16 protein-coding genes are annotated in these 15,440 nt (G+C 52.7%); 7 read left to right on the top strand and 9 right to left on the bottom strand.

Annotated elements, in window-relative coordinates; all coding sequences use genetic code 11:
* Positions 1 to 943: 943 nt before the first annotated feature.
* The 4 genes from SFX18_00280 to SFX18_00265 form a co-directional block, all read right to left on the bottom strand.
* Complete coding sequence (locus SFX18_00280) at positions 944 to 2,269, bottom strand: hypothetical protein (GenBank protein MDX1961553.1); 1,326 nt, start codon at positions 2,267 to 2,269, stop codon at positions 944 to 946.
* Positions 2,270 to 2,556: 287 nt separating this feature from the next.
* Entirely contained in the window at positions 2,557 to 3,174 is a 618-nt protein-coding gene (locus SFX18_00275) for a hypothetical protein (protein ID MDX1961552.1), read from the bottom strand.
* 65 nt (positions 3,175 to 3,239) lie between these two features.
* Entirely contained in the window at positions 3,240 to 4,472 is a 1,233-nt protein-coding gene (gene larC, locus SFX18_00270; protein ID MDX1961551.1) for a nickel pincer cofactor biosynthesis protein LarC, read from the bottom strand.
* A gap of 354 nt (positions 4,473 to 4,826) precedes the next feature.
* Entirely contained in the window at positions 4,827 to 5,327 is a 501-nt protein-coding gene (locus tag SFX18_00265) for a hypothetical protein (protein ID MDX1961550.1), read from the bottom strand.
* Between SFX18_00265 and SFX18_00260 the strand changes: the two genes are divergently transcribed.
* The gene (locus tag SFX18_00260) at positions 5,326 to 5,580 is read left to right on the top strand and encodes a hypothetical protein (protein MDX1961549.1); all 255 of its coding nucleotides are present in this window, start codon (positions 5,326 to 5,328) and stop codon (positions 5,578 to 5,580) included. The two genes, SFX18_00265 and SFX18_00260, sit on opposite strands and share 2 nt — an antisense overlap.
* Positions 5,581 to 5,614: 34 nt before the next feature.
* On the opposite strand, the gene SFX18_00255 is transcribed toward SFX18_00260, so the two are convergent.
* From SFX18_00255 to SFX18_00240, 4 genes are all read right to left on the bottom strand, one after another.
* A complete protein-coding gene (locus SFX18_00255; GenBank protein ID MDX1961548.1) occupies positions 5,615 to 6,205 on the bottom strand; it encodes a DUF1080 domain-containing protein in 591 nt (196 codons plus the stop codon).
* A gap of 123 nt (positions 6,206 to 6,328) precedes the next feature.
* The gene (locus SFX18_00250; protein MDX1961547.1) at positions 6,329 to 7,084 is read right to left on the bottom strand and encodes a hypothetical protein; all 756 of its coding nucleotides are present in this window, start codon (positions 7,082 to 7,084) and stop codon (positions 6,329 to 6,331) included.
* A 102-nt stretch (positions 7,085 to 7,186) separates the two neighbouring features.
* A complete protein-coding gene (locus SFX18_00245; protein MDX1961546.1) occupies positions 7,187 to 8,164 on the bottom strand; it encodes a hypothetical protein in 978 nt (325 codons plus the stop codon).
* A 157-nt stretch (positions 8,165 to 8,321) separates the two neighbouring features.
* The gene (locus SFX18_00240; protein MDX1961545.1) at positions 8,322 to 8,615 is read right to left on the bottom strand and encodes a hypothetical protein; all 294 of its coding nucleotides are present in this window, start codon (positions 8,613 to 8,615) and stop codon (positions 8,322 to 8,324) included.
* A gap of 55 nt (positions 8,616 to 8,670) precedes the next feature.
* Between SFX18_00240 and SFX18_00235 the strand changes: the two genes are divergently transcribed.
* The 6 genes from SFX18_00235 to SFX18_00210 all read left to right on the top strand — a co-directional run bounded on the left by SFX18_00235 (position 8,671) and on the right by SFX18_00210 (position 14,927).
* Positions 8,671 to 10,143, top strand: coding sequence for an SHD1 domain-containing protein (locus SFX18_00235; protein MDX1961544.1), 1,473 nt, complete (start codon positions 8,671 to 8,673; stop codon positions 10,141 to 10,143).
* Positions 10,144 to 10,192: 49 nt separating this feature from the next.
* Complete coding sequence (locus SFX18_00230; protein ID MDX1961543.1) at positions 10,193 to 10,882, top strand: hypothetical protein; 690 nt, start codon at positions 10,193 to 10,195, stop codon at positions 10,880 to 10,882.
* Between the two features lie 64 nt (positions 10,883 to 10,946).
* The gene (locus SFX18_00225) at positions 10,947 to 11,783 is read left to right on the top strand and encodes a hypothetical protein (GenBank protein ID MDX1961542.1); all 837 of its coding nucleotides are present in this window, start codon (positions 10,947 to 10,949) and stop codon (positions 11,781 to 11,783) included.
* Positions 11,784 to 12,153: 370 nt separating this feature from the next.
* Positions 12,154 to 12,540: a hypothetical protein gene (locus SFX18_00220; protein MDX1961541.1), complete on the top strand. Its 387-nt coding sequence runs from the start codon at positions 12,154 to 12,156 to the stop codon at positions 12,538 to 12,540.
* Between the two features lie 105 nt (positions 12,541 to 12,645).
* The gene (locus SFX18_00215) at positions 12,646 to 13,533 is read left to right on the top strand and encodes an alpha/beta hydrolase (protein ID MDX1961540.1); all 888 of its coding nucleotides are present in this window, start codon (positions 12,646 to 12,648) and stop codon (positions 13,531 to 13,533) included.
* Positions 13,534 to 13,700: 167 nt separating this feature from the next.
* Positions 13,701 to 14,927, top strand: coding sequence for an FMN-binding negative transcriptional regulator (locus SFX18_00210; GenBank protein MDX1961539.1), 1,227 nt, complete (start codon positions 13,701 to 13,703; stop codon positions 14,925 to 14,927).
* 21 nt (positions 14,928 to 14,948) lie between these two features.
* Here the strand turns inward: SFX18_00210 and SFX18_00205 are convergent, their stop codons facing one another.
* A complete protein-coding gene (locus SFX18_00205; protein MDX1961538.1) occupies positions 14,949 to 15,284 on the bottom strand; it encodes a phosphoribosyl-ATP diphosphatase in 336 nt (111 codons plus the stop codon).
* Positions 15,285 to 15,440 lie beyond the last annotated feature (156 nt).

Genomic DNA, 15,440 nt, shown 5'->3' with positions numbered 1-15,440 from the left:
CAGATGCCGCCGCACGATCTCGGCTTTTTGTTGCGGATTAAAATGCCGCCGGGTCTTGCTTTCGCTCATGGATCATTCCTCCAGTTAGGGTTATATTAACCCAACCAGCGGCGTTGTCCAATTTCGGCTGAGGCAGAACACCACGGGAAGACCCGTTATGATAAATTCACCTCTTTCATTGCGCCCAATCTGTATGGATTCAACTTTTGAGTTATGGGAGATGCCCAAGGAATTCTTGGCATTGGCATATCCTCCGGTTTCATAGGATAAATGCGCGATCCGGGTTGTGGTCACCAAATACAATTCATCCTTAACACGGCGAAATTCGGATAAATGCATCTTCGCATTATCGTAGAATTTTACTCGTTCCACCAATTTCCCGTCTTCGATCCTGTACTTAAAGATTGCGAAGGGACTACAGGGTACTATAAAGTGCCGCTGATCCTTGAGAATCGCGATTTTGCCCCCCAATATGTCGTACTTCTTCATTCCAATGATTTTATAACGGGGGGGAGCAAGTTCCCCTGCCAGACACAAAGTGGGCAAGCCCAACAAGAGTACCAGTATGATTAGTGATGCATACCTAGTGGCGGATAAATGCCTCTCTGAAAGGTAAAAAAAAATGCTGGTCCACATCAGTGAAGCTTCCATGTGTATTAAACTTTTAATGTGTAAATGTAATATGTATTTTTCTTTAAATGTATAGATAACTTACGTAAATTTCTAAAAAATTGCAAGCGGGTAGCCCAGCTAATCACCAATTGGGTAGCACTGGAACTTGTTCCAGTGTGCGTAGCACAAGAAGCCCACTTGGATATAATGGAAATATTTGAAGAAATGCTTCTTGCCGCTGCGCGGCCAAGGAACAAGTTCCTTGGGTACCCTTGCGAATAACCTAGGCTACCCGCTAAATGTTTCATCTATAATCCTCCCGGAATAAAAATCATTCTTGGTAACTCAACACAAAGTGTCCGGTGGTACTTGACTCAACAGCAATAAGTTCCTGAGAACCTAAACAAGCGAAAAAAATCCATTCAGAATTGCCAAAAGTGTTATCTCCGCTTTTAGAACGTACATGTAAAAGCCGTTTTTTATCCAGTTCAAACATTACTCGTTGTGCGCGATAGTCATGAATTTTCACCGTCGTTGCGGATAATTCCCAAAATTGACTCTTCGGAAAAAAATTACCCATAAATGATTTTTGGTTTAATAGATAAGTACCATCCGATGGCCCACGAATGAGGTGTACTTTCATGTTATCTACTCCGAACTCCGCATTCTCGCTAATTTGATTTGGTCGAAATTGTTCACTAGCGACAAAGTGTTCCAGCTTTCGTGTCTGTAAATTGAAGGTCGAACTGCCCATACGGGTCGTTAGGCATAGATACCTTCCACAAGGAGACAAGCATCCACGTTCGATTTCCTCTTCAATTTTATCTATGACAACTCTGGTAGTTGTAAAATCGGGACCGACTGCATAAACCTTATTCGGCATCAGAATTAAAAATTCATCTTCCAACTGAGCAAGGATTTGAACCGCAACTGTGGGCACAAATATCTCTTGAACTTCACCATTTTCTTCTTTTATCCTACTCTTTGTAACATCCAAGATTTGCTCTCTGACGGTTTTACCAGTGTTGGCATCGATGATCCTAAAGGAATTTACGCGCGGGCATGAATAACAGTAATACTTTCCACTGCGGCTGAACGCAAAATTCTTAGTTTCGTTGAAATAATCATGGTACTGATGCTCGGAGACAGTGCCACCATGATCCAAACGATTGACACATACCCAGTGCGTCACGGTCTTATCAAGTGATTTGCGTGATTTCACATGTGCCGTTAGTTTTCCATTATCACTAATTATGTCTCCCACTTTGCTTAACCGGTGTTTTATAATCAACCTCCCAGGCACTCCTGGCGTGGTCGCGATCCATTCCTCCCCCATTTTGGTCAGGGTAGTTAGTGGAGCGGCGGCAGGCTCATCCAAAACGGCGGTTGCTGGAGGGAAGTTCGCTACCTGTTTATCTCCCCGAGTTGCGAAACCTTGGGCACTACTGGGCGCGTTCGATGTGTCCGTCGGTTCGGCGGCACTTATGCCCAGAAAAGCAACAACTGCCAGCGCGCCCAGCAGTATTTGCCAGTGCAACATTCGCGCTGGCAGGATTTGCCCGGCGAAATGCGTTAATCTTTCCGTTTTTTGACCAGAAATCCGCATGAGGTTGTTTCCATTGAGCTGCGTCGGCGCAACACCGACATTTAATGGCAAACCTTTCGGTATCGCAAGGAAATTTTATTCCCGTTCGTGTCAACGCGCGGATTGGCTGTATTTTTCTGGGGATGCCCAAGTGCTCATCCCTTATGACGCCCCGTTGGGCTAGAATTTTTGCGGACTTGTTTCACGTGCTTGCGCACGCGGCTACGGCGGGCTCCACGTGCTTGTGCCTGCGCGGCTACGGATATGCAGCGGCTTCGCGGCTAGAATCTGCGACCCCGCGCTCACGATCTCCTACCCAACCCCCCAATCACCCCAAACTCCATCCTCCAAACTCCAACTTACCCCACTGGCTGATACAAGCTGAGGATTAGCTCCACATCGCCAATCTGCTGGCCGGTCTCGCGGGCGATTTGCGCGGCACCCCACCCCGCGCGGGCCAGGCGGGCCACACGCTCAAACCGGGGATCAGCTTCCAAATCGGCGGGCATGGTCACGCGGCCCAGGGGAATTGCCGCTGGCTGTGCCAAGCCCCCATCCACCCGGCGATAGCTTTGTCCCGTGGCGGATTGCGGGGACGCAGCGCCCGTGGTCGCCGATTCGGATAAAAAGCCAGCTTCCTCCAGCAATCCCCAGCGTTCCGCTTTTTCCAGCGCCCCGTGCAACCGCCCGGTGGCTTCTTCTATTTGCACCAGCGCTTGCTGCACCACGCCAATCTTGGTGTCGAGTCTGGCGGTCAGTTCCCGGGCCAGTTCCCGCAGCTCCAATTCCGCTTCTTCCAGCCATCGCTTGCGCGCGGCCAGTTCATCGACGCTGAGCGACGCCGTTCCACCGTAATCTTCGCGTGAAAAAGGCCTGGCCCGGTTACCCAGCCAGGCCATCAAGCGATTATAAATCCAAAACGCCCCCACCAATCCGACAAACAGCCAGAGATGCCGAAGTTCAAATTGTTCAAACATGGGGAATTCCTTTTCCGCCAAACCTGACTTGGCCCAACCCGCGTTCAAAATCCAACCGTAAGTGATTAGCCGTTCGCCCCGTTATCCGCGCCCTGTTGCCGGGCGTCCTGTCGCCGGGCATACGCGGCCAGAGCCGCCGCCTGGACCTCGCGCAAGGGGACCGCCGCCGCCAGCGCGATTTTGCGGCAATCCTCGTATTCGGGTGAAAAACCGGCGGGGCGACCCGGCAACCGCGTTAATTTTCCCGCGACCGGACCCCAAAGCGTCTCCACGGTAAATTCCTGGCGGACCAATGCCCGCCGCGCCATGGTGGTCCGGCGAATTCCCAGCGTGCCGGTCTCCTCAAACATCCGTTGCTCCAACCTGTCCGCGTCCCCCGGCCGACAGAGCACGCTCAACATTACACCCGGACGGCTCTTTTTCATTTGAATGGGCGTGCCGTACACATCCAAGGCCCCCGCGGCCAAGAGTTCCGTCGCGGCATGGCCCACCACTTCGCCCGGCACATCATCCAAATTCGTCTCGAGTAAACAGAGCGTTTCAAGCGCAGGCCAACCAGGAGCCGCGCTATCCGCCGGAGCGGTGCGCTCGCCCAATAAAATTCGGAGCAAATTTGCCTGTTCCGCCAGGTCCCGCTGACCCGCGCCGTACCCAATCTTGGTAATCGTCATCGCGGGGGAAGGTCCAAACCCGCCACATAACTCCCGCACAATCGCCGCCCCCGTGGGCGTGGTCAATTCCGCCTGCACGGTGCTTTCGGCCAGGGGGACGCCAGTCAAAATTTCGGCCGTGGCGGGGGCGGGCAGACTGCACCGCCCATGCGCGATGGTGATAAACCCATGTCCGGTGGGAATGGGGGACGCGGCGGCGGCGGTGATGTCCAGTTGGTCCCAGGCGATGGCCGTGCCGACAATGTCGGCGATGCTGTCGATGGCGCCGACCTCGTGAAAGTGGACCTTGCGGATGGTGGTGCCGTGGACTTTGGCCTCGGCCTCGCCAATGCGGGTAAAAATTTGCCCGGCAAGTGCCTTAGCCCGGGGGGAAATTTCGGCACTGGCGCCGATCATATCGGTAATGTGGTGCAGATGCCGATGCGCGTGCTCGGGGGGGTGCGTGATCTGCAACTGTAACGCGCGAAAGCCTTTTTTCTTTACCTCGCTGACGCTGAGTTGCACCTGGGTCAAGCCCAGCGAATGAATCCCCGCCTGGATGGCGGCCAGGTCCGCGCCAGCATCCACCAGCGCTCCCAGGGTCATATCGCCGCTAATTCCGCTGGCACAGTCAAGATAGGCAAACATGGGTGGATGGGAACCAAAAATGTTCCGGAATAAAGCAGAAAACGGCGGGAAACGCCCAAATTATAAAGCAATCCGTGGCGAGTCGCTATGGTAAAATGGACCATCGGCACTGTGACCCGCTAGCACCATTTTTGTTCTGGTTAATTCCCCTGGCCGCTAATTTCAGCAAGCTAGTGCTTTTCCACATTGAGTTGTGTTGAGCCGTATAGCAAAAAGCCTATGGTTGGAGGGGAAACAACCGTGGGCAGATTTGGTCACAGCATCAGCCGACACGCGCTAGCGTCCGGTTGAAAATTGTTACCGTTATTAAACCGTGGGCTAGCGCCCAGCGGCTGATCCTATAGCAAGTTGCCGTTATTGCAAATCCTCAAACACTATATTGCCAGGTTGCGGGTCGAGATAATAGATAAGATAGCTTTCGAGGGTTCTGAGCAAGGATTTCACTTCTGGCCAGTGATGCTCAAACCGCTCCTGGCCCTGGATTTCCCAGGCGTCCAGGACATCCTCGGAAAAGTCCGGCGGGTGATTGAGTTTGACTTTGGCAAAGTCGATAATGTATGGTGGCTTTTGCATGACGTCCATTTCGACAACCCACAACTGGTCGTCAAAGTGATGCATGCGGGGGACCCAAAAATGATCGATTTTTTCGACAATGCCAAAATCGGCCAAACGCAAATAGGTGTCCCGCTCGTTTAGGTAGCCGTGTTGGCGATGGAAGAGTTTAATCGCGGTATCCCGCTCCGTCTGCCAGACATCTCCATCCGTGCCGCCACCCAGATAATCCAGTTTGGTGTTGTATTTAAATTTTAATAGGTACTCTTGCAACTTTTGATGAGAGGAAGGATGGTAACTCATGGGTATTCAACGTGAAAACGGTTACTCCGCACAGGTCTCGGCATACTTTAAGACAAATGGATGTCAAATTTCGATAGCCAAAACTAGCCACAAAGATTTTTTTGTGGCGGAGGAGTGCGAATTTCCACCAGGCACGATAGGGAATTTAGTTGTCACGGTGGATGATCACAGTAAATCCCGTCAAATCGAACTTCCGCAGGGCATCGCGCGGGGCCAAGTGTGCGTCGAGTATCGCGTACTCGCGCCGTTTTGAAATAGACTTATAATGAGGCCAGGACCCCTTAACCTTACTCTGGCAATTCCGCGATCTCGATTTCTCGTAGCCACACCTCCACGTCCTGCCCCCCGTGCAGTTGCAGGGCAATTTTTCCCTCGGTCCGGCCGGGATCGTTTTTCAGTTCAGCGCTGGTCTGGCCGTTGATTTTTACCATCACATCGCGCCCCTTGGCGGTCACTTCCAAAGTGTTCCATTCCCCCGGCTTAAAGTATTTCGCGACCTGTTCGGCGCGGGGTTGAATCACCCATCCCCGGCCGTGGGTTTCGTATAATCCTCCCACATCATTTTGGGGGTCGATTTCGGCTTGAAAACCTTTCACGCCCAGGTCGTCGGTGGTGGGCTCCGCGCGAAAGTAGAGTCCGCTATTTCCCGCGACGCTTTTGAATTGCAATTTGATCGTGAAGTTGCGGTAACTCTTGTCCGCCAACAGCAGTCCATGCCGGGATTCGGCGGCTTTATTTCGGCCAACCAGGGCGGTCTCGTTGTCGTTGATTTTTTCGACGGTCCAGTTGCCGCCACCGCTGGCCTGCCAGCCGGAAGTGGTTTTGCCATCCCACAAGAGGGTAAATTTTGGTTCGGCGGCCGAAGTGGGTGTAACCAATAAAATTAATGCCAAAAAAGCTACACACGACATTAAGTTGGTTCGTCGATAAATACACATGCAAAGTCTTGCTCGTCAATTAGAATAATACACACAAGAATCCCGACGCGCGGCTCGACAGGATTATGGGCTGGAGGCACTAACAACTTGCGGTTGTGTCCCGCCAGTCAGCGCCGCGGTTTCCGCACTCACCGCCGCGACTTGTTCCGGCGTGTTGGCGTTATTTGCGGCGACGCGATAATACGCCAGCGCCAGTTTGGTCTGGCCCCGCGCCGCGGCGCCTTGGGCTAACTCCCAATGTTGTTCGTATTTTGCCTGCCGGGCGGGATCGGGCATTGCCTGCCGCGCGCGAATTTCCGCCAGGCTTTGCAAGGGGGCGGCATTGTTGGTCATTGACAGGCTTGCCCGCCCAGGCGGGAGCACCGGACCAGGCCGGTTCGCCTGACCCGGCTTTGCTCCGTGTTGCCCCGCGAATTGCCCAGGTCTCGGCCCAACTGATACATTTGCCTGCTTGCCCGCCGCCACCTGCCGGCGAAACTCTTCCACCGGCATGCCTAAAAGCGCGGTGTCCAGCGCCTCTTGATCATGGATCTGCGCGGTCACACTGATTTGACTGGCCGTTCCTCCCTGTGTGATTGCGCGTTGCCGAGCCAGGGGGCTGAGACCGGGATTATTGCCCAAGAGTGGCACGCCGTTCGTTTGCGAACCAAGAAAGGAGCTGGTGTTTCCCCCCAAGGAGGCTGAGCCCCCGTCTGGAACCTCCACCGTGGTGGAAACGCCAAAAAACCGAAACGTGGGAAGTTGCACGGTTTGGGCGGAACAGGGAATTGTCCAACAGCAAAGCAGCAGGCAGCAACTATAAAGCAAAGAACGGGTCATCACGCACCTGACATTAATGATAAATTAATGCAAAAAATAAGTTGAATGCTGCGGCAGGTAGTGGTACGCGTAAAAGGAATACCACGCCTGTTAAATGGATTGTTATTTGGTACCCCCGCTTGCTGGTTTTGCGGGCGACTTCTCAAACAAGGCCGCTTGTTTCAGGGTGGCAAAAAATTCTGCTTCCATGCGTTTCGCATCGGTCCCTTCCTTGGGGACGGTAATGGCCGTTTCATTGTAGCTCTCCACCTTGGTGATGCAGCGTGGTTCATACAAGGCAAAAATCCACGCTCCGTCGCCCCACTGATTGGCTTTTCCCAGATCACTTGTCGAGTAATCGCGCAACATATCGCACAGAGGGTTATTAGGCAGCTCCTTGAACAATTCGGGATTCCACTGGCTCCAATCTCCCCAAAAATATCCCCGTGCCCAGTTAGCAAACAGCAGCTTCTGCTCGGCGATTTTCCACGCCCAGCCATCGGTGCCGTTGTAAGCTCCGCCATCGATTTGAAATACGATCAGACGATCGGCGATGGTGGGATCGGTTAGATAGGCCGTGGCCACCGTGGTGCATGTCCCTCCCACAAATACCAAAAGTGGTTTGTCTGGAGTTGCTTTTTTGGCCTCCGCCACGATGAGGTCGCTGCCGGGAGTGCGTGAGAATTTTGTTTCTTCGATCTTGCCACTTTCGGGTCGGACCAAGGCCTCGTTTGCGCCAACAATCGGATCGGGGATATGTTGGAGGCCGCTATCGCGCGCCATTTTTAGTAACGCGCGGGCGTCCTTCATCCCTTCCCCTGGTTTGTATAAATAGCCCTTTTCCCATTCCCACATGTCGCGCGTGACAATATTGCCCTTTAAGTCCGCCTGGCCCAAACTTACCTTGGCCCATAGGTAAACCGCATCCGGCACATCCTTCCACCAATCGTTATCGTAAATGATGGGATTATCCGGGCTGACCCCGGCCAGGCGCACCGATCCGTCCACGACCGTATGCGGGGGGATGACTCCCCATGTCTGACTCGCCGAAATTAATAGCAATAACACGGCGATATTCAACTTACCCAGAAAAGTTAGCATGATAAAATTTGCATCAAAGTAATGGAAGCAAAGTCAATAGCCATAGCCTTTGCGGTTACAAAAATTCTCCCGCATTTTCCCAGGCGGTAACTGGCTTGTCAATTATATTATCGACGACCGGCTCATCACCCGGCGGCACATCAGCTAGCGAATCGCTCTATGAGTCACCCAGGTCCATAAAAAAGAACCCTCCGTTACAAAAAACTAATAATCCAGTGTGGGGATTACTGGCATTTGCGAAAAATTTTTTACCCAGTGCCGCTGGAATTGTTTGCAGCGAAAATTGTTCATAGCTAGAATATTTTAAATCTTCGCCATCTACATTGCGGTCTTTTTCCCTTAAAATTTTCAATATGCGGACTAATAAATCCCAAACAGGTTTTCTGTAGTCTGGCTTTTTTATGGGCAATTCCTTTTTTAGGCAGATATCTACCCCCTCGGCGCAGGGCAAGTTAACACCCAGGGTAAAGCGACGTTATCTGGGTCAATTAGGGTGGGCGGCGCTCTTGGTCTGGTTTTGCAGCGGGTTTACATCCACTCTCGCCGCCAAAGATGAAATCGTCCGCATTTGGACGGACGCGACGGGCCAGCAATCTTCCGCCAAGTTTGTCGAGCTAAACGGCACCAAAGTGACTTTTGAGGACAAAAACGGCAAGCAAGGGACGTTTCATATCAAGCAACTGTCCGAAACCGATTACATTTATTTGCGCCAAGTTAACAAATACCGCCAGGCCTTGGCGGCGGGTGAAACTGCCACTCCCCCGGTTGATCCCCGCAAATTGAAATTACCCGAAGACGATAAATCCCCCTTTGAAGCCGTGGAAGAAGACGGTGTCCAGGAAGCGGACTTTTCCAAGGTGGGGGGCGTGCCGCGCCTGCTCGAGTACAGCCTGCGGGTCTGGACCGATGTCAACGGCCGCCAGATCAAAGCGAAATTGATTAACATCAAAGGCACGGATATTTTTATCCAGCCGGAAAAAGCGGATCAGCCCGTGCCGGTGGCCTTTGAAAAACTGAGCGCCGCCGACCACGATTATTTGCACGTCCAGTTACTGGCCCTCAACAAACCGGACAAACTAAAGGAACTGATCAAGACGCTGGACCCCTTTCGGTATTCTTGGAATTTGCGCGACAAGGACCAGCCTTCTTTGTACGCCACGCGGGTCAAAATGATCAACGATCTGAAAAACGCGGAGCAGCTAAAACTTGAAACGGAAAGAAAACAGCGAGAGAAAAATGCCGAGGCCGAACGGATCGCACGGGATAAGGCCTTTGAAGAAAAATTAGCCGCCCAACGCGCCGAACAAGAACGCCAAGCCCAGGCTGCGGCACAAGCCCAGGCCGCGGCCGCGGCACAAGCCCAGGCCAATAATCCCCCTCCCGCAAATCCCATAGTAAAAAATCCTCCCGTCAATAAGACCCGCCCCACCATCGCAAAAGCGATCCCCCCCGCCCCCGCCGCGCGGATCAATCCCGAATTGCCCAACGGTACTGTCCCCCCGCCAGCGCCCCAGCCCGAAAATGAAAAACCGGCGGAACCAACCATCGTGAACGATTTCTGGGGACAAGCCGATAAATTTCGCACGATGCAGCCGAACGGCTCGCATTTTTTGCTGGTCTGCGTGTTATTGGGTGGTTACTTCTTGTGCCTGGTGGCTCAATATTGGCTGATTGCGGTCTCGGGAGAGGATCATTCGCGCTGGCAGGGATTATTGCTTGGACTGCTCTTGCTCCCCTATGCCTTGTATGTCCTCGGGCATATTAGCTTGATTATCCAAAATCAATCACCCAATCCAGCCATGCTAATTTACACATTTATCGCGACGTTCTTCCTTACGCCACTTAACATATTTCTCATCTTGGGGCAGGCCCTGTATGCTTGTATGAATTGGGATAAAAGCAAATATCCCGTCATTGTCTGGGCTAGCGGCCTGGGTATCTATTTGCTAACGTTATTATTGATCTATACCAGTACCTAAGGTTACTCATTAATTGCCCCCACAGTTTTTTCGGTAATGAGGGTGAATCATGCGTAGTATTTTTATCCTTGTCATCCTGACAACGGTTTCCTTGGCGGGGTGGGGGGTTTGCGGCACCGCGTCGGCAGCGTATCTTGGTCCCACGCCGTATCTGGGCTTTGCCGATAGCCCGTTTGCCGGGCAGCCGTTCCAGTATTTCCACCTCGAAACTTTTGATGACGGCGCGCTCAACACACCCGGTGTCGCGGCGAACCCAGGTTGGATTATTGCCACGGCGGGAGCGCTTACCGACTCGGTCGATGCCAATGGACAATCGTACTACTCTGGCCAAACACAATCCTCCCTCACCCTTACCTTTGACGCCGCCTCCCTGGGGGGACTCTTTCCCACCGCGGTGGGTATCGTCTGGACGGATGTGGGTAATCTCGTGTCGGGTGGTCTAGGTGTCGGCGATGTGACATTTTCCGCTGTGGATGGGATGGGCGCGCCGCTCGGCGCCTTTGGGCCATTTACGTTGGGGGATGGCACAGCACTTTCAAATTCCGCCGAAGATCGCTTTCTGGGTGTGACATCGGCCACTGGGGTATCCAGTATTACCATTAGCATGCCCAATAGCATCGATTGGGAGGTGGATCATCTGCAATACGGGGCAATCCCCGAGCCGGGTCTCGGATGGCTCTTGGTCGGAGGGGCGCTGATGTGCGGCGGCTGGCAATTACGGCGAATGACTGCGTGCTAAAATGTTACATGATTCATGGCAAAATTGGACTAGGCCCGGTTACCGCCTTGCCTGGGTTATTGGGTTGGTTCTTTTCTGTGTACCCGTTTTTGCCGCCCAACCTACTGGCCTGACGCTGGCTTGGCAAGAAAACATCCTTACCATCCGTAGCGACGCGCTCCCCGGGGGCGAACTCAAAATCTGGTATCTCGAGGCCTACTGCCGCCCCGGCTCCACCGACCGCGACTGGCACGACACCGTTATCGGCCACACCACCAAATTGCTAAGCGCCTCCGCCGATGGCAAATCCCTCAAGCTACAGTGCACGTTGACGGAAGGCGTCACCGTGATTCACGAAATCCGCGCCGGAGACGACGAAATCGATTTTCGCCTGCTCGCCCACAATCCGACCGAGCGTACCTCGGCTGCGCATTGGGCACAGCCCTGCATCCGGGTGGGGGACTTTACCGGCCTGGACAAAACCGATTACCTGAAAAAGTGCTTTATCTTTGTGGATGGACGTTTGGCGCGCATGCCCACGCGGGACTGGGCGACGGAGGGCCGTTATGTCCCGGGCCAGGTTTGGGCGGCGCCCGGCATCGACAAAAACGACGTGAATCCCCGTCCGCTAAGCGCTATTGTCCCCCAGCCGGGGCTGATTGGCTGTTTTTCGGCGGACGAGAAACTGCTGATGGCGGCGTCGTTTGAGCCGTATCAAGAGCTGTTCCAGGGGATCATCACCTGCTTGCACAGCGACTTTCGGCTGGGGGGCCTGCAGCCGGGAGAGACAAAGCAAATTCGCGGTAAATTGTACCTCCTGCCAAATGACGTGCCAAAATTGTTGGAACGGCACAAGCTGGATTTTCCCGAGCAATGGCCGACGCAACAGCCAAAAGAAACAGCCAAAACAACAGGTGAGTAGCGGCAGGGATACAATGGCGATATGGCGGCAACCGCAATTCGTACGTCGGTCGGCAATGGCAGGTAAATCAATGTAACGACCGCCATTCACCGTTGATCTCCAGTCCTTATCTCGCTTCATTGAGCATGAGGAAACAAGAGTTTTTTGCAAATAAGCTTTTAGCCAACGACAATTTCATCACGATACATATCCATCCCCAGCCAATCCCTCTCTAGACCATAGGGGGGAAAAATTCTATCCCCGTGCGACCGTAACCTGGACAGTCAGCAATAGAGTGGTACGCAAGATAGCCGCCATTTCAGTACTCTGGAATTTGTTAAAAACCAATCATGATCGAGTCGTTTCGACGTGGAAACAAGGAGTGTATACTGTGGACTTTCAATCAAATGCACCAGGATTCTATGCCGCTATTCAGGCTATGATCCCGTTTATTGAGGGACGGCCATGCGTTCATGTGGACCGCGTCACTTGGCAGGTGTGCCATAGTCGACGAATCAGCGGCGTCCACATTGATACCGAGTCAGTTTATGGCCACAACGACTGGGTAGAGGAAGAAGATGCCCGACCAGGTGAATTAACCGAAGAATTCGTGATTAGCTACGATTGTTTAGAGATCGGAGCCGGTTGGTGGTACGACAATTACTTTCAATGGTATATGGTGTTCGAGCCCGAGAGGGTACAAAGAGCCTTTGCCGGTGATCACTCTTGGATCCAATCGTATCTTCGATTACCAACACCGGAGCGCAACGAATCGTAGATTAAAGCAACCAACTGGACCAATACGTTGTTGTTAATAATTTTTAACGGTCACACTTATTGGTATACATTGGTTATTTACACCTTACCTCCCCCGGGATGATTTATGCGAATTATTTCCTTGGCCATGCTCCTGTGTTTGCTATTCCGCGCGGGTCAGGCCTTTGCCGCGGACCTGGGCACATCCGGCTTTGTTGACTCAGGCGGCGTCAAGCTGCATTACATCACCGCCGGCAAAGGTCCCTTGTTGGTCCTGTTACACGGGTTCCCCGACTATCACTACACCTGGCGGGACCAGATTCCCGCGCTGGCCCAGCACTTTCAGGTCGTGGCGCTGGACTTGCGCGGATACAACAAAAGCGACCAGCCCGAGGGGGTCGACAATTACAAAATGGACAAGCTGGTCGCCGATGTCGCGGCGGTGCTCGCCCATTTTCAACAGCAAAAAATGATCCTCGTCGGGCATGATTGGGGCGGGGCGATCGCCTGGACGTTTGCGATGACCCATCCCGAAAAAGTCGATCGGCTGGTGATCCTAAATCTGCCGCACCCCAGCGGCCTAGCGCGCGAGTTGGCCAACAATCCCGAGCAGCGGCAAAACAGCCAATACGCCCGCGAACTGCAAAAGCCGGAGGCGGCCAAGATTGTCACGCCCGAAGCGCTTGTACTTTGGGTGAAAGAACCCGCCGCGCGGCGGGAATACCTGGAGGCCCTGCGGCGGTCCTCGATGGAGGGAATGTTGAACTATTACAAGGCCAATTATCCCCGGGAGCCATACATGGCGGACGCAAAATTGCCGCCGGTCAAGTGTCCGGTGCTGATGATCCACGGACTGGATGACAAGTACCTCCTGCCGGGCGCGCTCAACGACACGTGGAACTGGGTGGAAAGCGACTTGACCCTGATCACGGTCCCCGGCGCGGGGCACTTTGTCCATCGGGACAAGCCGGAATTTGTCACGCGCAAGCTGGTCGGGTGGCTGACAAACCCTTAATCGACAAAGGATGGGAATTGCACGATTTATCTTTGTCGCGCTTTTCTCAGGAATCAAGTTGGTGGTTTTTTTATTTAAGATTGCCACAACGTTGTGTTTTTAAAGCTTCCTAACTCGCCTGGTTTCCCCACTACTTAACGGGATAATTCGCAAACAAAGGATAGAATGTGTATATTCCCCGACAATTTGTAGAATCGCGAGTCGAAGTTATGCACCAGCTTATTCGTGCATACCCCTTAGCCACATTAGTCAACTATTCTCTCTGTGGGTTAAACGCAAATCATATTCCACTTTATTTGTCGGAGTCGCCGACACCTTATGGCACTTTGCAGGGTCATATTGCCCGAGCCAATCCCCTCTTGCATGAAATTGCGGGAGGCATTGATAGCTTAGTAATTTTTCATGGCCCCAGCTCCTACATTTCCCCTTCGTGGTACTCCACAAAGCAGGAAACTGGAAAAGTCGTGCCCACTTGGAATTATATTGTCGTGCATGCTTATGGTGTCCTGAGCGTCGTGGATAATCCGACCTGGTTGCGTGCTCAACTTGACGCGCTAACTAATCGTCAAGAAGCACTTTTTGATGAAACGTGGGCTGTCTCCGACTCACCGGCCGATTACATTGAAAATATCATGCAGAGTATTGTTGGTGTGGAAATGGTAATCACGAAGATGCTTGGTAAATGGAAAGTCAGCCAAAACCAGACAACACAAAATCAAATCAGCGTAATCTCCGGTTTAAAGGCGAGTGGCCATCCGGGATCGGAATCAATGGCTGCTTTAATGGAAAATAAAACAACTATGCAAACGAATAATGACATCAACGCAAATCCCAAATTTGAACTTCTCTCATTTCCCGATAGTCTAGCCACAACCCTGGGACAACTCATGGTGCAATTTCAAGCCCTTGAGTCAACGCTCGTTTTTGCCATCGGACGCTTCCTGCATCCTGGAATTAAAGACGTGCCACCACCTTTAACAATGGCAGTGCTATTCGAGCTTCCATTCGCCACACTGGTAAAGCTTTTTGCAAAAATTCCGATCATTCTTCAAGGTAACCAACTTCCTTATTCGCGACTCAAGGAAGATAATGAGGAAACAAGACAAATAACGGCTGATTTTATCAACGCGGCTAAGATGTGTACAGCTTCGGAGGAACGACGCAATCAATTAATGCATTCAAATTGGCTGACGAACTTGAAAAATCAAGATGATGACTCAGTAATGCGAGTAAAGTCGAGAGTAACAAAAAAAGGTGTTGCTTCGCCACTCATACTCGAGTCTGTTAGTACAGTAACTATTGCCATAGAAACAATCAAAGCAGCAAATCACGCAACCTTTTGCGCTTCTGCTAGACTAAATTTCTTCCTGTTCCCAAGCGATGATGATCAGTAGTAATTGTTCAACCCCCACTGCTTACCCACCCCGGGCGGCTTTTTCGTCCAGGCCCGAGACGCCAAACCGCCGGGCCATTTCGGCCGTGACTTCTTCCAGGCGAATCCCCTGATGCCCCCAAAGCACAAACAGATGGTAGAGCAAATCGACCGATTCGTAAATCAAATGCGCGCGGCCGGCGTCACCCGGCTCGCTGGCCGCCTCGACCACTTCGGCGGACTCTTCCGTGATTTTCGCGCAGATCTTGGGGACCCCGGCTTGAAACAGACTGGTCGTGTACGACTTGGCCGGCGGATTGGCCCGCCGTGCCTCGATGGTGGCCATCAATTGTTCAATAATTTCGCCAGGAGTAGGCATGGGCGTGGGGAGGGGAGGGGGGTCGCGAGACGAGGGTCGCGGGAAACATAGCCGCCGATGGCATCGGCGGAAGGGCAATCGGGGAATAGGGAACAGGGAACGGGAATAGGGTCGCGAGACGAGGGTCGCGGGGGGAGGGATGAGGGAAAACAAATC

It is taken from the genome of Pirellulales bacterium (assembly GCA_033762255.1).
Taxonomy (GTDB): Bacteria; Planctomycetota; Planctomycetia; order Pirellulales; family JALHPA01; genus JANRLT01.
The sequence above is the reverse complement of the archived record's forward strand: the minus strand, read 5'-3'. Positions and strand labels throughout refer to the sequence as shown.